This is a genomic window from Mycobacterium sp. 29Ha, from assembly GCF_032883055.1.
Taxonomy (GTDB): domain Bacteria; phylum Actinomycetota; class Actinomycetes; order Mycobacteriales; family Mycobacteriaceae; genus Mycobacterium; species Mycobacterium gallinarum.
This window is the reverse complement of sequence record NZ_JAMQTI010000023.1, coordinates 1-19,909: the sequence shown is the minus strand read 5'-3', so window position 1 is coordinate 19,909 and position 19,909 is coordinate 1. Positions and strand designations below refer to the sequence as shown.

General features: G+C 64.7%; 7 protein-coding genes. 3 read left to right on the top strand and 4 right to left on the bottom strand.

Translation table 11 applies throughout. The features are described 5' to 3' along the window. Both M1248_RS24895 and M1248_RS24890 read left to right on the top strand, forming a co-directional pair. Entirely contained in the window at positions 1 to 972 is a 972-nt protein-coding gene (locus tag M1248_RS24895; protein WP_163736489.1) for an NADPH:quinone oxidoreductase family protein, read from the top strand. Positions 973 to 1,034: 62 nt separating this feature from the next. Beyond that, positions 1,035 to 1,808 carry an endonuclease/exonuclease/phosphatase family protein gene (locus M1248_RS24890; RefSeq protein WP_232076418.1) on the top strand — a complete coding sequence of 258 codons (774 nt, stop codon included), beginning with the start codon at positions 1,035 to 1,037 and terminating at the stop codon, positions 1,806 to 1,808. Here the strand turns inward: M1248_RS24890 and M1248_RS24885 are convergent. The 3 genes from M1248_RS24885 to htpG all read right to left on the bottom strand — a co-directional run bounded on the left by M1248_RS24885 (position 1,799) and on the right by htpG (position 6,196). Beyond that, positions 1,799 to 2,551, bottom strand: a complete 753-nt coding sequence (locus M1248_RS24885) for an alpha/beta hydrolase family protein (protein WP_163736483.1) — start codon at positions 2,549 to 2,551, stop codon at positions 1,799 to 1,801. The genes M1248_RS24890 and M1248_RS24885 overlap by 10 nt on opposite strands. Before the next feature lie 13 nt (positions 2,552 to 2,564). Beyond that, positions 2,565 to 4,136 carry a long-chain-fatty acid--ACP ligase MbtM gene (gene mbtM, locus M1248_RS24880; RefSeq protein ID WP_317150035.1) on the bottom strand — a complete coding sequence of 524 codons (1,572 nt, stop codon included), beginning with the start codon at positions 4,134 to 4,136 and terminating at the stop codon, positions 2,565 to 2,567. 122 nt (positions 4,137 to 4,258) lie between these two features. Continuing rightward, positions 4,259 to 6,196 carry a molecular chaperone HtpG gene (gene htpG, locus M1248_RS24875; RefSeq protein WP_317150078.1) on the bottom strand — a complete coding sequence of 646 codons (1,938 nt, stop codon included), beginning with the start codon at positions 6,194 to 6,196 and terminating at the stop codon, positions 4,259 to 4,261. Between the two features lie 209 nt (positions 6,197 to 6,405). Here htpG and M1248_RS24870 point away from each other — a divergent pair, with 209 nt between their 5' ends. Next, positions 6,406 to 7,080 carry an isoprenylcysteine carboxylmethyltransferase family protein gene (locus tag M1248_RS24870; protein ID WP_317150034.1) on the top strand — a complete coding sequence of 225 codons (675 nt, stop codon included), beginning with the start codon at positions 6,406 to 6,408 and terminating at the stop codon, positions 7,078 to 7,080. 17 nt (positions 7,081 to 7,097) lie between these two features. On the opposite strand, the gene M1248_RS24865 is transcribed toward M1248_RS24870, so the two are convergent. After that, a partial coding sequence (locus M1248_RS24865) for a non-ribosomal peptide synthetase (protein ID WP_317150033.1) occupies positions 7,098 to 19,909 on the bottom strand: 12,812 nt, incomplete at its 5' end.

Sequence of the window (19,909 nt, the reverse complement as noted above, 5' to 3'; positions counted from 1 at the left end):
ATGCGCGCGATACAGATAGCCAGCCTGGACGGACCGCAAGCCGCGAAGCTCGTCGAGATCGACGAACCGTCCGGCGACGGCGCTGTCCTGATCGAGGTACACGCCGCCGGGGTGGCCTTCCCCGATGCGCTGCAGTCACGCGGGCTCTACCAGTACAAGCCCGAGATGCCCTACACCCCCGGCGCCGAGATCGCCGGCGTGGTGCGCAGCGCACCTGACGGCGCACACGTCTCCGCGGGCGATCGGGTGTGCGGCCTGACAATGCTGTGCGGGGCGATGGCCGAAGTCGTTGCGCTGGCACCGGATCGGGTGTTCAAGCTGCCCGACTCCGTGTCGTTCGAGGCCGGCGCCGGCCTGCTCTTCAACGACCTCACCATGCATCACGCGTTGCTCACCAGGGGCCGCCTCACCGAGGGTGAGACCGTGCTTGTGCACGGTGCGGCGGGCGGTATCGGGACGTCGACGCTGCGGCTGGCACCGGCGTGGGGCGCGTCGCGCACCATCGCGGTGGTCAGCACAGAGGACAAGATCGCGGTCGCCGAGGCGGCCGGTGCCTCCGACGTCATACTCGCCGATGGGTTCAAGGATGCGGTCAAAGAACTCACCGCGGGCCGCGGCGTCGACATCGTCGTCGACCCGGTCGGCGGCGACCGGTTCACCGATTCGCTGCGTTCGCTGGCGCCGGGCGGGCGCCTGCTCGTGGTCGGATTCACCGGCGGCTCGATCCCCGAGGTCAAGGTCAACCGGCTGCTGCTCAACAACGTCGACGCGGTCGGTGTCGGTTGGGGCGCCTGGGCAGGCACGCATCCGGGCTATCTGCTCGAACAGTGGGCCGAACTCGAACCGCTGCTGGCGTCGGGCAAGGTTTCCGCGCCCACCCCCGAGATCTATCCGCTCGAGCGCGCAGCCGATGCAATCGCGTCGCTGGAAGACCGCAGCGCCAAGGGCAAAGTCGTCGTCAAGCTGCGGTGAGGCTGCTTCGGCGGCGACGCCGCGTCACGGTCCGGCGTTTCGATGCGGCGACAGCTGCGTGGGTGGATGTCGATGACGTACCGGCCACCGACCGCGACGAGTTGACCGTCGCGACATTCAACATCTGGTTCGACGACTACCACGCACAGCAGCGCTACCACGCGATCGCCGATCTGCTGGGTGAGCGCATGCCCGATGTCGTTGTCCTGCAGGAGGTCACGCCGGTGGCGCTTGACATCTTCCTCGAACAGGCGTGGATACGCGAGGCGTATCTGACCGCGTCGGTGGTCGACGGTGGCACCGGCAACTACGGAATGCTGATGCTGTCGCGGGTGCCCATCGTGCGGGCCACGTACTCGCAGCTGCCGACGCGCCAGACGCGCGGATTCCTCGAAGCGGAGCTGGCCCTCGACGGCGCCCGGCAGATCGTCTGCTGTGTGCACCTGGACAGCGGCAAGTCCTCGGCACGGCTACGCGGGTGGCAGTTGCGCAGGATCTTTCGTGCGCTGCGGACCGCCGAAAATGCCGTGGTGCTCGGCGACTTCAACATGCGCGACGCAGAAAACGAACGGATCGCCGCGCCGTTCTGCGACGTGTGGCCCGCGCTGCGGCCAGCAGACCCCGGCTATACCGAGAACACATCGATCAATCTGATGCGCTTCGACGCTCGGAACAAGAAGCGACACGTGCGGTTCGACCGCGTGCTTCTCAAGGGAACCCGCTGGCGCGCAGCCGGTATCGAATTGCTTGGAACGCAACCGATCTCCCCTGAGCTGCCGCGGGTGTTTCCCTCCGACCACTTCGGCGTCGAGTGCCGCCTCGTCCGTCAGAGGTAGGGGTCGGCCCAGGCGCTGATGATCTTGGCGGCTCGCGCCGCCTGGTTCTTGCCGGTGAGCAGGTGGTCGGCCCCTTCGAGCGAGACGAAGCTGCGGGGATGCCTGGCCGCGCGGAAGATCTCGCTGGCGTTGGCGATGCCGACGGTGTTGTCGGTGGGCGAATGCATGACAAGCAGCGCCCGGCGCAGGGTCCGGATCTGCTCGCGAAGATCGGCATTGCGAACGTCTTCGATGAAGTGCCGCTTGAGCGTGAGCGCCTTTCCGCCGGCCAAGAACGGCGCCTCACCGTCGGCCTCGATCCGCGCCACCAGCGCGTCGTAGTTCTTTTCGACGTGTCCGGGCTCGTACGGCGCGCCGACACTCGCGACCGCCGCCACGGTCGGGCATTCGTGCGCGGCCGCGATCACCGCCGAGCCGCCGAAGGAGTGGCCGACGAGCAGCCGAACCTCGCGACCCGACTCGTTCATGAACTCGACCGCGCGAACGGTGTCGTCGACCTTGTGCGAGAACGAACCGTCACCCCAGTCCCCCTCGGAATCGCCGAGGCCGAGGTTGTCGAAACGGAGCACACCGATGCCCTCGCTGGCGAGCTGCTTGCAGATCCGGCTGGCGGCGGGACTGTCCTTGCCGAGAGTGAAGCCGTGCGCGAAGACAGCCCATCCGCGCAGGTCGCCCTCGGGAAGATCGACGAGCCCCGCCAAAACGGGGCCCGTGGTGCTTGGAAATCTGACACGCTCGGCCACGCGCGTCATCCTGTCACCCGAACTCGCCGGCCTCCAGGCCGCGCTTGACCTCCAGTCGACGCAGCTTGCCCGACGTCGTCCTCGGCAGCTTGCCCGACGTCGTCCTCGGCAGCGAGCCGGGGCGGACGAAGACGACATCCGACGGCACGACACCGCACTCGGATGCGACGCGCTGCACGACTTGGGCGCGAAGGTCCGCCTCGTTGGATCCTCGGAACTCCGCGACGATAATGACGCCCGCACGTATCGACCGCTCTCCGAAACCAATCGCGACGACGGCGCCCTCGCGCACCCCAGGGACCGTCGCGGCCACCTGCTCCACCTCGGCGGGGAAGATGTTGCGGCCCGCGACGGTGATGAGTTCCTTGGCGCGCCCGCACACCACCAGCGCACCGTCGACGAGGTAACCCAGATCCCCGGTCGCGAACCATTCGTCGGCGCCCAATGTGGCGTCACCGATGTAGCCCGACATCATCGACGTGCCGCGAATCATGACCTCGCCAACCTCGTGCCCGGCGTCCTGCGTCGTCGTCTCGTCGCCCGATTTGATGCACACCGACATCCCCGGGATCGGCTCGCCGAGCACCGCGTTGCCCGACTCGTCGGCAGTAAGGCCACATCCCGGTTCGGGAACCGTTACTGCACAGGTGGATTCGGCCAACCCGTAGGACGGCGCCAGTGCGCCGGCGTCGAAACCGAAGCGGGCCATCTCGGTGGCGAAGCGCGCGGTGAGTTCGCAGTCGACGGGTTCACCGCCGTTGAGCGCGAACCGCATGGCGCTCAGGTCGACGTCGGTGACACGGCGCGAATACTTGCCGATCATGCCGTAGGCCATGTTCGGCGCTGCCGTGATGGACGCCCCGCTCTCGGTGAGCCAATTCAGCCATCGGAACGGCGACGCCTGAAACGCCGTCGTCGGCGCCTGCCAGACGGCTGTGCCCGCCAACGCCCCTGCGAGAAGCAAGCTCAGCCCCATGTCGTGATACAGCGGCAACCAGGAGCATCCGACGTCGGCTGTGGACACCCCGATGCGGGCGTTGAGCCCGCTCAGGTTGGCCAGCACGGCGTCCGGCGAAAGCTGTACCGTCCGCGGAACTCCCGTCGACCCCGCAGTGCCCTGCAGGATCGCCACCGGGGCGAGGCGGTCAGGCGGTACGAACGTCGTCGATCGACCCGCGGGTGCGACGGAGTCGAGTTCCTTGACGACGAGCGGCCCCTCGGAGGCCGACAGCTGCTCGAGGTGGGCGCCGTGGCTGAGCACGTGGCTGACACCCATGCCCGCAAACCTGCCGAGCGTCGTGCGCGCCCATTGATCGGTGTCGGCGCCGCGGACCGGCCCGTGGGTGATCGAGACGGCCGCGCCGGCCTGGAAGGCGCCCAGAATCGCGGAGATGAACTCGACCGTGGGTTCACCGTTCAGGCCGTCCGCGGCGACATCGTCGTTCAGCAGCCATTCCGCGACGTTCTGGGACCGCGCGTGCACCTCCGGCCATGGATGACGGGTCCGCTGCCCGTCAACCAGGACGGCCAAGAATTGGCCACTGCTTGATAGCCGGTTGGCTAAAGCCGTTGCCAACGAGTTCATTGCCACCCTCATAGCCTTGGTGTTTGGAGAACCGTCAAAGTCGATACGGTTCGTGATCACCAAAGCTAATGTATGCAGGTTTGCTGTGAACGCGCACGGTCGCCAACTGGCGGGCAGCGCAGCTACACGGTACGAGCCAACTGATCTGCAAGCAATCCGGCGAACTTCGCCGGATCGTCTGGCATGTCGCCTTCGGCGAGAAGTGCTGTGCCGTAGAGCAGTTCAGCAGTATCGGCGAGTTGCTGCAATTGGGCATCGCCGCCGCTTTTGTGCGCCTGCTGCAGCCCTACGACGAGTGGATGCTTCGGGTTGAGTTCGAGAATCCGCTTCCCCACCGGAACCGCTTGTCCGGACGACCGGTACATGCGTGCGAGGGCCGGTGTCATGCCGTAGGCGTCGGTGATCAGACAGGCAGGTGACTCGGTCAGGCGCGTCGACAACCGCACTTCCTTGACGTACTCGCCCAAAGTCTCCTTCAGCCAGGTCAACAGCTCGGCAAAATCTTGCTCCTGCTCCTGGCGCTCGGCTTCGTGCGCCGCCTTTTCATCCTCGGAGTCGAGGTCGACGTCGCCTTTGGCGACCGATTGCAACGGTTTGCCATCGAATTCGGTCACCGATCCCACCCAGACCTCGTCGACCGGGTCGGTGAGCAGCAGCACCTCATAGCCTTTGGCTTTGAACGCCTCGAGATGCGGCGACTTCACAAGCTGCTCACGCGACTGTCCCGTGGCGTAGAAGATCTGCTCCTGACCGTCCTTCATTCGCTCGACATACTGGGCCAATGTCGTGAGTGCCTCGTCGCTTTGTGTCGAGGCGAAAGACGAGATATTCAGAAGGGTTTCCTGGTTGTCGAAGTCCGACATCAGACCTTCTTTGAGGACCGCGCCGAATTGCGTCCACAACGTGGCATAGTCCTGCGGGCGCTCGGACTGCATGGTCTTGATCGTCGACAGAACTTTCTTGGTCAGCCTGCGACGGATTGCAGACACCTGCCGATCCTGCTGCAGCATCTCACGGGAGACGTTGAGCGACATGTCCTCTGCATCGACGACCCCTTTGACGAAACGCAGATGTCTGGGCAGGAGTTCGTCACAGTCAGCCATGACGAACACGCGTTTTACGTACAGCTGTATGCCGGTCCTGGCGTCCCGAGTGAACATGTCGAACGGAGCATTCGACGGAATGAACAAGAGCGCTCGGTACTCGAAGGTCCCTTCGGCCTTCATCGGGATCACCTCGAGCGGGTCGTCCCATGCGTGCGCAATGTGCTTGTAGAACTCCTTGTACTCGTCCTCGGAGACCTCGTCTTTGCCTTTGGCCCACAGCGCCTTCATGGAGTTGAGTGTCTGCGTTTCGACGGTGAGCTGTTCGTCGCCACCATCCTCGGTGGCCGGAGCACGTCGTTCGACCTGCATCCGGATAGGCCAGGCGATGAAGTCGGAATACTTCTTCACCAGCTCCCTGATCTTCCACTCCGATGTGTAGTCGTGCAGCTCGTCCTCCGCGTCTTCGGGCTTGAGGTGCAGGCTGATCGACGTGCCTTGCGGAGCATCACCGACAGATTCGACGGTGTAGGTACCGTCTCCGCTCGACACCCAGCGGGTGGCGCCACTTTCGCCTGCCTTGCGCGTCAGCAACTCGACCTTGTCGGCAACCATGAACGTCGAATAGAAGCCGATGCCGAACTGACCGATCAGATCCTCGGACGCAGCGGCGTTCTTTGCCTCACGCAGCTTTTGACGCAGCTCGGCGGTACCTGACTTGGCCAGAGTGCCGATCAGATCCACCACCTCGTCGCGCGTCATGCCTATGCCGTTGTCGCGAACGACGAGAATCCGCGCATCCTTGTCCGCTTCGATCGCGATGTGGAGGTCGGAGGCGTCGACGTCCAGTTCCTTGTTACGCAGCGCTTCCAGCCGCAGCTTGTCGAGTGCATCGGACGCGTTCGAGATCAACTCGCGCAGGAACGAGTCCTTGTTGGAGTAGACCGAGTGGATCATCAAATCCAGCAGTTGGCGGGCCTCCGCCTGAAACTCCAGCTGCTCGACATGTGACGTCATGTGATTTCGCTCCATACAGTGCAGACCTTCGATGACAGGACCGGTCGATAATATCGAGCATGCTTTTCTCAGCGCCCGGGCAACGCGTGCGCAGGGGGTTCGCGCACATCTTCTGGGTAGGCAGCGGTAGTTTTGGCCGGGAGTACCGGCTGCCCGCTCCCGACGTGCGCTATTGAGTTGCGGTACCGGACGAACGTCAAGGAGGATGCGTGAATAACGTGCCCAAGATGTTGGCACTCGGACTCGTTGAGCCTGTGGTGTTCGGGTTGATCTTGTTCTTGGCGGCAGGCACATTCGACTACTGGCAAGCGTGGGTTTTCCTGGTGGTGTTCGCGGTTTCGGGGTGGGTTCCCAGCATTTACTTGATGCGCACGAATCCCGTTGCGCTAGAGCGGCGGATGCGTGGTGGACCCACTGCGGAGACTCGAACCACCCAGAAGATCGTTATGGGGAGCTCATGGCTGTCGCTCGCAGCGATGTTGGCTGTCAGCGCCCTCGACCACCGCTTTGGCTGGTCGTCAGTACCCACGGCGCTGTGCTTGATCGGCGACGTTCTGGTGGCTGTCGGCCTAAGTGTGATGATGCTGGTGGTCATTCAGAACAGCCATGCGGCCGCCACGGTCCGAGTCGAGGCCGGGCAGAAGGTCATCTCCACCGGATTCTATGGAATGGTGCGACACCCCATGTACACCGGCAATGTGATCATGATGGTCGGTATCCCGCTTGCGCTCGGCTCCTACTGGGGCCTCATCTTCGTCATACCCGGGGTGATAGTACTGGCCTTCCGCATCCGCGACGAGGAGAAACTCCTCCGCCAAGAGTTAGACGGATACCGCGAGTACACAGAGAAGGTTCGCTATCGGCTCGTGCCTGCACTCTGGTAGCAGCCGCGCACACCGTCTCACCGAGGTGGCATGTCGCCCAGCAACCGACTCAAGCCACCAACCGACGGCGCGTCGAATAGCGCAGTCACCGTCAATCGGACACCAAGTGCATTGTTGATCGCTGAGATGGCGCGCATCGCGGACAGCGAATCCCCGCCCAGGTCGAAGAACGACTCCTGGAGGCCAACGCGGTCGAGATCCAGCACCTGAGCGTAGATACCGACCAGGATCTGCTCGACCAAGGTGGCGGGGGCGCGAGAATCGTCAACGGCGTCGTGGTGGTCGGATGCGGGCGTCGGCACCACCGGCTGGGAGACCGCTCGGCCGTTTTGCCCGTCCAGCCGAGCGAGCTCATCTTCGCTCGTCGCCAACGGCTGTGTGGGATCGGCGGCCATGGTCACCAGCACCTGCTTGAACTTTTCGATCAGCGCATCGATCGCGGCTACATCGAAAAGATCAGTGCGGAACTGGATGCGAAGGTCCAGTTCGCGTCCAGGCACCGCTTGGATCGTGAGCGGGTAGTGGTAGTAGTCGCGGTTGAAGACTTCGGCGATGACCAACTCGTCGAGGCTCCCCGCCGCGGCGGCACCGGTCGGGTAGTTCTCATACACGAAAACCGTGTCGAACAGTCTGTCCTGACCGGCGATGCGATGAATGTCGCTGAGCGCCAGGTGCTGGTGTTCGAGCGTGTGGTTGTGTGCGGTTTGCAGCTGCTCGAGCAGGTCGGCGGCCGTTGTCGCCGATGTGATGCGCGCCCGCACCGGCACAGTGTTGATCAACAGCCCCACGATCGAGTCCGCGCCGATCACTTCGGCCGGCCTACCCGAGACCACGGCGCCGAACGCGACATCGCGCTGACCGGTCAGCGAGCACAGCAGCTGCGCGAACGCAGCCTGCAACACAGTGTTGACGGTGGTGTGGTGCGAGCGCGCCAGCTCGCCAAGTGCCTGTGTCGTCGCTTCCGGAACCCGGAACGACGTGAAGTCTCGCGGGCCGACCCCTAGGCGATCCAGCGGACCCACCAAAGTCGGTGTTTCGAAGCCGGCCAACACCTCGCGCCACGCCGCCTCGGCAGCGCCGCGGTCCCGGTCCGCCAGCCAGCCGACAAACCGGCGATACGACACGGCTGCGGGGAGCCGGTGCCCGATATAGCTGGCGAAGACTTCCTGCAGCAGGATCGAGAGCGACCAGCCGTCCATCAAGATGTGGTGATTGGTGAGCACGATCCGGTGCCGATCTGGTGCGGTGCGGATCAATGCCGCCCTGAAGGCGGGCTGTTCGGCAAGGTCGCAGACCGCCGCGCGTTCGTCGGCGCAGAGCTGTTGGATCTGCTCGTCGATATCGATCACGCCGGCGCTCAGGTCGACAAACTTCCAGGGTGTCTCGGGATCGGTCGGGATGATCTGCACCGGCTCGTCAAACTGGTCGCTGAATCGGGCCGCCAGGTGGGGATGGCGGTTGACCACCGTGTGCACTGCGTCCCTCAGCCGGTTCCCGTCGAGTGCGCCGTTCACCGTGATGTCGAGCTGAACCGCGTACACATCGTCGCCCGATCCGTGGGCAACGCTCGCGTGAAAGAGCAGCCCCTGCTGCAGCGGGGTCAGCGGCAGTACGTCGGCGATCCTGTTTCGCCGCTCGAGTGCGTCGATCTGCTGTTGACTCAGCCGGGCCGGCGCGATGTCGGACGGGGTGAAACCGCCACCGCCGCGGCGTACGTGCGCGCAGATGCCGACCAGCGCCTCGAACCACAAGCGACTCAACCGACTGACCTGTTCCTCTTCAACCGCAGAGGGTGCCCACGTCCAATTGGCCTGTAAATGCGGCCCAGAGAAGGTGTCGGCGGTGCTGGCGTTGAGGTCAATGGTGTGTGGAAGCGCCAGGGGTATAGCCAGCGCAGCGCTGGCAACCGCCCCGGCGTCGGGGGTTACCCGCCAGAACTCATCGGAAAGTTCACCGGCAGCAGCGCCGAGCCGCCCCAGGTAATTGAATCCGATCTGCGGATCGGGCCCGTCTAGTTCGACATCGGGGTTCAGGTAGCGCAGCACACCATAGGTGAGGCCGTCGGGCAGAGCGCGCAGCTGCTCTTTTACGTCCTTGATGACAGCGCCCAGCACCGCATCACCGGCGATGACCTGTGTCCACGACAGTCCACCGACGGTCATCGCCACCGGATACTTGGTCGTGAACCAGCCCACTGTGCGGGACAAGTCCAAATCGTCGGCCAGGTCGTCCGCGCGCCCATGGCCCTCGACATCGATACCGATGGGTGCGCCACGATTCTTCAAGAACTCCGACAGCGCCAATCCAAAAGCGATCAACAGAACGTCTTGCACCCCCGCATGAAACGCCGCCGGCACCTCTCCAAGCAGCATGCGGGTCGTCTCGGCATCGAGCTCTGCCGACAGGTGCGCAGCATGGGCGAAGGTATCCACCGCAGGTTCGACGGCCGGCAACGCCGCAGGTGTCGCGGCCACCCGCCGCCACACCTCGGCTTGCTCCACCACTTCCGGATCCTGCGCATGTTCTGCGAGCAGTGCCGCCCACCTGGCGAACGACGTCCCACCCGCCGACAGTGCGACCGGCTGCCCGCTCCGATGTTGAGCCCAGGCAATATTCAAGTCTTCCAACAAGATTCGCCAAGACACCCCGTCGACCGCCAGATGGTGAACGACCAAAGCCAACTGGTTGTTGGAGGAGGCCCATACGGCGCTGACCATCGCGCCGGCCGCTGGGTTCAACCGTGACCGAGCTTCGACAACCGCCGCATCGGACAACACATCGACCGCCTGCAGGCACCCGCCGGCATGCACCGAACCGACCTCGGCCACCGTCAACGACCATCCCTTGGCGCTATCGTCATGGACGCGGGCCCGCAACATGGCATGCCGATTTAGCATGGCCTGCAACACCACCACCACATCGGCTTCGGTCACCCCATCGGGCGCCTGCACCACCATCGTCTGATTGAACTGATCGACCGAGCCATCCACACTCCGCAGCCAACGCATAATCGGCGTCGCCAGCACCTGCTCGACATCCTCGTCAATCCGCTCACGCGCACCGCTTATAGACGCGAGCACCGGCACGAGCTGCGCAACCCGGGCCAACCGCGAGACAGTCTGTTCGACGAAAACATCTCGCGCTCTGAACCGAACCCCGGCCGGACCGGCTCGCGATACCACCTGCATCGACAAGATGCTGTCTCCGCCGAGTTCGAAGAATGAGTCGTCGACCCCGACTCGTTCGAGCCCGAGCACCTGGGCATAGACACCGGCCAGGATTTCCTCGATGGCGTTGCCCGGGGCGCGGTAGTGGTCGACCTCTTGGTACTCCGGTGCGGGCAGGGCGCGGGTGTCGAGTTTTCCGTTGACGGTCAACGGCAGGGTATCGATGGCCATCACCGAAGCGGGGACCATGTAGGCCGGCAGACGCTCAGCGAGCTCGGCGCGAGCGGTGGAGGCCTCCGCGGTGCCGGTGATGTACCCCACCAGGCGCTTGTCTCCCGGACGGTCCTCGCGGGCGATCACGACCGCTTGTTTGACCCCGCCAATCGCCGACAGCGCGGCCTGAACCTCACCCAACTCGATGCGATACCCGCGGATCTTGACCTGCTCATCAGCACGCCCGACATACCGCAACTGACCATCAGCACCCCAGCGCACCAAATCCCCAGTGCGATACATCCGCGCTCCCGGCCCGCCGAACGGACACGCCACAAACCGCGACGACGTCAAATCCGACCGACGCAAGTATCCACACGCCAGCCCCGCGCCAGCCACATACAACTCGCCGATCACCCCCACCGGCACCGGACGCAACGACCCGTCGAGCACAAAGAACCCGAGATGAGCCAGCGGCACCCCGATCGGACTGACACTACTGTCGACGTCGCTATCGCCGATCTCGCGGAACGAGGCATGCACCGTCGTCTCGGTGATGCCATACATGTTGATCATCCGCGGCAACCCCGGATGACGATCAAACCAATTCCGAAGACGGTGCGGCTCAAGGGCTTCCCCGCCGAACACCACCGTTTCCAGCTTGAGCTGACCCGACCGCTCGGGTACCAGCGCATCAGCGGTCTGCAAGGCATAAAACGCCGACGGCGTCTGACTCAACACACTGACCTGCTCAGCAACCAGCAACGCGTGCAACTCTTCTGGTGAACGCACTACCGCATCAGGCACCACCACCAGCCGCCCGCCGTGCAGCAGCGCCCCGAAGATCTCCCACACCGAGTAGTCGAAGGCCAACGAATGGCACTGCGTCCACACCTGCCCCGCCGACAAATCCAGATCGCCGTCCAACACCTCCAGCAGCCGGATCACATTGCGATGAGTGATGGCCACCCCCTTGGGCACACCCGTGGTGCCCGAGGTGTAAATGATGTAGGCGATCTCATCGGGGGCCGGCTGCGCTAACGCGGTGCTCGGATACCCCTGGATCCCGGGGTCATCGATATCGATAATCGGCAGACCCGAACCGCCCAGCCGATCAACCAGCGCCGCGGTGGTCAGCGCGGCGACCGGCGCAGCATCGCCGAGCATGAACTCCATCCGCGCCGAGGGATGCGCCGGATCCATCGGCAGATACGCCGCCCCGGTCTTGAGCACCGCGAAAATCGCCACCACCGCCGGGGCCGAACGCTCCACCAACACCGCCACCGACTGGCCCGGACCCGCACCCCGATCAGCCAACACATGCGCCAACCGATTCGACGCCTCATCAACCTCGCGATACGTCATCGCGCGACCCTCAAACGTCAACGCCGCCGCCTCCGGCGTCTGCGCCACCTGCGCAGCGAACACCGCCGGAATCGACACCGCCGCAGGGACGTCCGCAGCCAACACCGCCCGATTACCCCACCCCTGAAGGCGGGCATGCTCACCAGCATCCAACACATCCACCGACGACAACCGCCGCGCCGGATCGGCGGTCATCGCCACCAACACCCGCCGCAACCGCCCGATCAACGCCTCAACACTGGCCGCGTCGAACACATCGGTGCGGAACTCCACCCCCCCACCAATGCCCGCCGGCTCACCAGCCGCAGTCCACCGCTCAGCCAACGAGAACGACAGGTCCATCCGGGCGGTATGAGTGTCCGCCGACAGCGGCGTCGCCGCCACATCCCCTAAAACGAACCCGCCAACACGATCCTCCTGCCCGGCGAAGTTCTGCCACGACAACATCACCTGCACCAGCGGATGATGCGCCAACGATCGGGTGGGGTTGAGCCGCTCGACGAGCACCTCGAAGGGCACATCTTGATGGTCGTAGGCGGCAAGGCTGCGCTGACGCACCTGCGCCAGCACCTCAGCAACGGTGGGATCCCCAGCCAGATCCACCCGCAACACCAACGTGTTGACGAAGAAACCCACCAATTCATCGAGCGCGGGATCACGCCGCCCGGCGATCGGGAAGCCCACCGCCACATCAGAACTCGCGCTGACCTTGCACAGCAACACCGCCAACGCAGCCTGCATCACCATGAAACTGGTCGCATTGTGCTCACGAGCGATCTGGGCAACTTGTTGCTGCAACTCGACCGGCCAGTCCACGACCACATTCGCACCGCGGTAATCCGCCTCCGCCGGATAAGGGCGATCGGTGGGCAGCTCCAACCGCTCGGGCAGACCAGCCAGCGCATCTTCCCAATACCCCACCTGCCCGGCGATGCGGCTCCCAACATCATCGAGATCACCGAGCTGCGCGCGCTGCCACAGCGTGTAATCGACATACTGCACCGCCAACGGCGCCCACCCCGGCGCCTGCCCCGCACACCGGGCCGCGTACGCCACACCCAAATCCCGCACCAACGGAGTGATCGACCAACCATCAGCCGCGATATGGTGGGCTGCGGCGACGAGCACGTATTCTTCTTCGGCGATCGTGAAAAGTTTGGCTCTCAAAGGGATTTCGGTCGTCAGGTCGAACGGGTGACGCACCTCCGCCCCGATGGCCTCATCCAGCCGGCCAGCCGACCAGCCGGTGGCATCAACAACCTGCCAGCCGAAGTCGGCCCGCTCCGCGGGCATCACCACCTGATGCGGCAACCCCTCGGGCGCCACAAACAGAGTGCGCAGGCTTTCATGACGGTCCACCACATCGGCCAGCGCCGCACCCAACGCGTCGACATCGAGAGCTCCGCTCAGTCGCAACGCGACCGGCATGTTGTAGATCGGTGACGGTCCGTGCAACTGATCGATGAACCACAACCGGCTCTGCGCGAACGACAAAGGGATATCCGTCGGTCGCTCAACAGCCACCAACGGCTCGAGCCCATCGCCCTCTTCGCCGATGCGAGGTGCCAGTTGCGCCACCGTCGGCGCCTCGAACAAAACGCGCACCCCAAGATCGGAATCCAGACCGGCGTTGATCGCAGCAACCACCCGCATCGCCGAAATGCTGTCGCCCCCGAGTTCGAAGAACGAGTCATCGACCCCGACCCGCTCGATCCCGAGCACGTGGGCGAAGATTCCGGCCAGAATCTCCTCAACCGCGCTGGCCGGCGGGCGGTGAGCTCCAACGGAATACTCCGGAGCCGGTAAGGCGCGGGTGTCGAGCTTGCCGTTCGGTGTCAACGGCAACGTATCGATGGCCACCACCGCCGCGGGAACCATATACCCCGGCAACCGCTGAGCCAACGCCGAACGCATCCCCGCCACATCAGCAGTCCCGGTCACATACCCCACCAACCGCTTATCACCAGGACGATCCTCGCGGGCGATCACCACCGCCTGCTCCACCCCGTCCAACCCGGTCAGCGCAGCCTGGATCTCCCCCAACTCAATGCGATACCCACGGATCTTGACCTGCTCATCAGCACGACCCAAATACCGCAACTGACCATCAGCACCCCAACACACCAGATCCCCAGTGCGATACATCCGCGCCCCAGGCCCACCGAACGGACACGCCACAAACCGCGACGACGTCAACCCGGACCGGCCGACATACCCACTCGCTACACCGCGACCGGCCACATACAACTCACCGACCACCCCGGCAGGCACCGGCCGCAACCAGTCGTCCAGCACGAACAACGCCGCCCCGAGCACTGGTGAACCGATCGGCGGCGCACCAGAGCCCGCAGTCAACGGCGCACTGATCGCCACGCACATCGTCGTCTCGGTCGGGCCGTAGGCATTGATCATCACCCGACCCGGCGACCACCGATCCACCACCTCAGCCGGACACGCCTCACCAGCCACCACCAACGCCATGGATCCCAAACCTTGAGGTGAGATCGCCGCCGCCGCTGAAGGAGTCTGGGTGAGAACGCTGACCTGTTCACGAACTAACAAGTCGTGCAGGTCTTCTGGTGAGCGGACCACCGACTCGGGCACCACTACGAGTCGGCCACCACGCAACAGCGGACCGAAAATCTCCCACACCGAGACGTCGAATGCCAGTGAATGGCATTGGGACCACACGCCCGCCGACGGCAGGCCGGCGTCCAGCGACTCCAGCAGCTGGGTCACATTGCCGTGCGTGATCGCCACACCCTTGGGCACACCCGTCGTACCCGACGTGTAGATCAAATACGCAATATCATCGGCGGCTCGGGCGGGTAGCCCGGTGCCGGGATACGTCTCGATCATCGGATCCTCGACATCGACGACCGACACCCCGGACCCATCGAACCGACCGGCCAGCGCTTCGGTAGTCACCGCGGCGATCGGCGCGGCATCGCCGAGCATGAACTCCAACCGCGACGACGGGTGCGTGGGATCCATCGGCACGTACGCCGCCCCAGATTTGAGCACCGCCAAAATCGCCACAACAGCCTGCGCCGAGCGCTCAACCAGCACTGCCACACACTGACCCGGACCCGCACCCCGATCAACCAACAAACGCGCCAACCGATTCGACGCCTCATCAAGCTCGCGATACGACATCGAACGGCCCGCAAAGGTCAATGCCACCGCCTCCGGCGCATGCGCCACCTGCGCAGCGAAGACCGCCGGAATCGACACCGCGGCAGACACATCCCCGGTCAATATCGCGCGATTACCCCACCCATCCAACCGGGCATGCTCAGCGGCTTCGAGCACATCCAGAGACGACAACAGACATGACGGGTCGGCTGTCATCGTCCCGAGCACCCGCTGCAACCGCTCAATCAGCGCCTCGATTGTGGTCGCGTCGAACACATCGGTGCGGAACTGCACGGTCCCGCCGATCCCGGCAGGCTCACCGTCCGGGTTCCACCGTTCAGCCAAAGAAAACGCCAGATCCAAGCGGGCGGTGTGAAGGTCCACCGGCAGCGGCGCAACCTGCAGTTCACCCAGGGCCAGCCCGGCGATCGGATCGTCGTCCTGCTGGTTCTGCCACGCCAACATCACCTGGGTGAGCGGGTGATGGGCCAACGAGCGGCTGGGATTGAGTCGTTCGACGAGCACCTCGAACGGCACGTCTTGGTGCTCGTAGGCGGCCAGGCTGCGGTGACGCACTTGGGCGAACAGGTCAGCGACGGTGGGAGCACCGGCCAGATCCACTCGCAGCACCAGCGTGTTGACGAAAAAGCCGACCAGGTCATCGAGCGCGGGGTCGCGCCGGCCTGCGATCGGGAAACCGACTGCGACATCGGTGCTCGCGCCGTGTGTCGAAAGCAGAACGGCCAAGGCAGCTTGGACGACCATGAAGCTGGTCGCATCGTGCTCGCGGGCCACCGCGTTGACTCGCTGTTGCAGCTCGGCAGGCCAGTCCACGAGTACGGCGGCGCCGCGCTGGTCGGCGATTGGCGGGTAGGGGCGATCCATGGGCAGCTGGAGCCGCTCGGGCATTCCGGCCAGCGCATCTTCCCAGTACGCCAGCTGCCCGGCGATGCGGCTCTGGTTGTCGCTGAAATCACCCAGTTGTGCGCGCTGCCACAGCGTGTAGTCGGCATACTGCACCGCCAACGGCGCCCACTCCGGTGCTCTCCCCGCGGACCGGCTGGCATATGCCACACCCAAATCGCGTACCAGCGGTGACATCGAAACCCCGTCGGCAGCGATGTGGTGCACCACGGTCACCAGTACGTGGTCGGCATCGGCGACACGGAAGAGGGTGGCCCGCAACGGTATTTCGGCGGCGAGGTCAAACGGGTGGCGCGCCGCGTCACCGATTCCCTCCTCCATCTGAACAGGTGACCAGCCGGTCGCGTCGACGACCTGCCAACCAAAGTCGGCACCCTCAGGTGGCACCACCAACTGATGCGGCATCCCCTCGACCGCTGGGAATATCGTCCGCAGGCTCTCGTGACGGCCTACCACGTCGGCCAGAGCCGCACCCAACGCGTCGGCGTCGAGATGGCCGCTCAATCGCAGCGCCACCGCGAGGTTGTAGACGGCTGATGGTCCCTGCAATTGATCCAGGAACCACAACCGGGTCTGGGAAAAGGACAGCGGAATCACCGATGGCCGCTCACCTGCGACCAGCGGACCGAGCCCACGGCCGCCTGCGCCGATGAGGGGTGCCAACTGGGCGACCGTCGGCGCCTCGAAAACCGTGCGCACCGCCATACCGACATCAAGGGCGGTGTTGATTGCGGCGATGAGCCGCATTGCCGATAGCGAATCCCCGCCGAGTTCGAAGAACGAGTCGTCGACTCCGACGCGTTCGAGCCCAAGGACCGAGGCGTAGATGCCGGCCAGGATTTCCTCGATGGCGTTGCCTGGGGCGCGGTAGTGGTCGACCTCTTGGTATTCCGGTGCCGGCAGGGCGCGGGTGTCGAGTTTTCCGTTGACGGTCAGGGGCAGGGTGTCGATGGCTATCACCGCGGCGGGGACCATGTAGGCCGGCAGACGCTCAGCGAGCTCGGCGCGAGCGGTGGAGGCCTCCGCGGTGCCGGTGATGTACCCCACCAGGCGCTTGTCTCCCGGACGGTCCTCGCGGGCGATCACGACCGCTTGTTTGACCCCGCCAATCGCCGACAGCGCGGCCTGAACCTCACCCAACTCGATGCGATACCCGCGGATCTTGACCTGCTCATCAGCACGCCCGACATACCGCAACTGACCATCAGCACCCCAGCGCACCAAATCCCCAGTGCGATACATCCGCGCTCCCGGCCCGCCGAACGGACACGCCACAAACCGCGACGACGTCAAATCCGACCGACGCAAGTATCCACACGCCAGCCCCGCGCCAGCCACATACAACTCGCCGATCACCCCCACCGGCACCGGACGCAACGACCCGTCGAGCACAAAGAACCCGAGATGAGCCAGCGGCACCCCGATCGGACTGACACTACTGTCGACGTCGCTATCGCCGATCTCGCGGAACGAGGCATGCACCGTCGTCTCGGTGATGCCATACATGTTGATCATCCGCGGCAACCCCGGATGACGATCAAACCAATTCCGAAGACGGTGCGGCTCAAGGGCTTCCCCGCCGAACACCACCGTTTCCAGCTTGAGCTGACCCGACCGCTCGGGTACCAGCGCATCAGCGGTCTGCAAGGCATAAAACGCCGACGGCGTCTGACTCAACACACTGACCTGCTCAGCAACCAGCAACGCGTGCAACTCTTCTGGTGAACGCACTACCGCATCAGGCACCACCACCAGCCGCCCGCCGTGCAGCAGCGCCCCGAAGATCTCCCACACCGAGTAGTCGAAGGCCAACGAATGGCACTGCGTCCACACCTGCCCCGCCGACAAATCCAGATCGCCGTCCAACACCTCCAGCAGCCGGATCACATTGCGATGAGTGATGGCCACCCCCTTGGGCACACCCGTGGTGCCCGAGGTGTAAATGATGTAGGCGATCTCATCGGGGGCCGGCTGCGCTAACGCGGTGCTCGGATACCCCTGGATCCCGGGGTCATCGATATCGATAATCGGCAGACCCGAACCGCCCAGCCGATCAACCAGCGCCGCGGTGGTCAGCGCGGCGACCGGCGCAGCATCGCCGAGCATGAACTCCATCCGCGCCGAGGGATGCGCCGGATCCATCGGCAGATACGCCGCCCCGGTCTTGAGCACCGCGAAAATCGCCACCACCGCCGGGGCCGAACGCTCCACCAACACCGCCACCGACTGGCCCGGACCCGCACCCCGATCAGCCAACACATGCGCCAACCGATTCGACGCCTCATCAACCTCGCGATACGTCATCGCGCGACCCTCAAACGTCAACGCCGCCGCCTCCGGCGTCTGCGCCACCTGCGCAGCGAACACCGCCGGAATCGACACCGCCGCAGGGACGTCCGCAGCCAACACCGCCCGATTACCCCACCCCTGAAGGCGGGCATGCTCACCAGCATCCAACACATCCACCGACGACAACCGCCGCGCCGGATCGGCGGTCATCGCCACCAACACCCGCTGCAACCGCCCGATCAACGCCTCGACACTGGCCGCATCAAACACATCGGTGCGGAACTCCACCCCCCCACCAATGCCCGCCGGCTCACCAGCGGCCGTCCAGCGCTCAGCCAACGAGAACGACAAGTCCATCCGGGCGGTATGAGTGTCCGCCGACAACGGCACCGCAGCCACATCACCTAGGGTTAGTCCGGCGGTGGCGTCCCGTTGTCCGGCGAAGTTCTGCCACGCCAGCACCACCTGCACGACTGGGTGGTGGGTTCGGCTGCGCGTCGGGTTGAGCCGCTCGACGAGCACCTCGAAGGGCACATCTTGATGGTCGTAGGCGGCAAGGCTGCGCTGACGCACCTGCGCCAGCACCTCAGCAACGGTGGGATCCCCAGCCAGATCCACCCGCAACACCAACGTGTTGACGAAGAAACCCACCAATTCATCGAGCGCGGGATCACGCCGCCCGGCGATCGGGAAGCCCACCGCCACATCAGAACTCGCGCTGACCTTGCACAGCAACACCGCCAACGCAGCCTGCATCACCATGAAACTGGTCGCATTGTGCTCACGAGCGATCTGGGCAACTTGTTGCTGCAACTCGACCGGCCAGTCCACGACCACATTCGCACCGCGGTAATCCGCCTCCGCCGGATAAGGGCGATCGGTGGGCAGCTCCAACCGCTCGGGCAGACCAGCCAGCGCATCTTCCCAATACCCCACCTGCCCGGCGATGCGGCTCCCAACATCATCGAGATCACCGAGCTGCGCGCGCTGCCACAGCGTGTAATCGACATACTGCACCGCCAACGGCGCCCACCCCGGCGCCTGCCCCGCACACCGGGCCGCGTACGCCACACCCAAATCCCGCACCAACGGAGTGATCGACCAACCATCAGCCGCGATATGGTGGGCTGCGGCGACGAGCACGTATTCTTCTTCGGCGATCGTGAAAAGTTTGGCTCTCAAAGGGATTTCGGTCGTCAGGTCGAACGGGTGACGCACCTCCGCCCCGATGGCCTCATCCAGCCGGCCAGCCGACCAGCCGGTGGCATCAACAACCTGCCAGCCGAAGTCGGCCCGCTCCGCGGGCATCACCACCTGATGCGGCAACCCCTCGGGCGCCACAAACAGAGTGCGCAGGCTTTCATGACGGTCCACCACATCGGCCAGCGCCGCACCCAACGCGTCGACATCGAGAGCTCCGCTCAGTCGCAACGCGACCGGCATGTTGTAGATCGGTGACGGTCCGTGCAACTGATCGATGAACCACAACCGGCTCTGGGCAAACGACAAAGGGACAACCGCAGGCCGAACAGCAGGGCGCAACGGCTCCAACCCGCCGGCGCCGGCGCCGATATGTGGCGCCAGCTGAGCGATGGTCGGCGCCTCGAACAAGACGCGCACCCCAAGGTGGGAATCCAGACCGGCGTTGATCGCAGCAACCACCCGCATCGCCGAAAGCGAATCCCCGCCGAGTTCGAAGAACGAATCATCGACCCCGACCCGCTCCAAACCCAGAA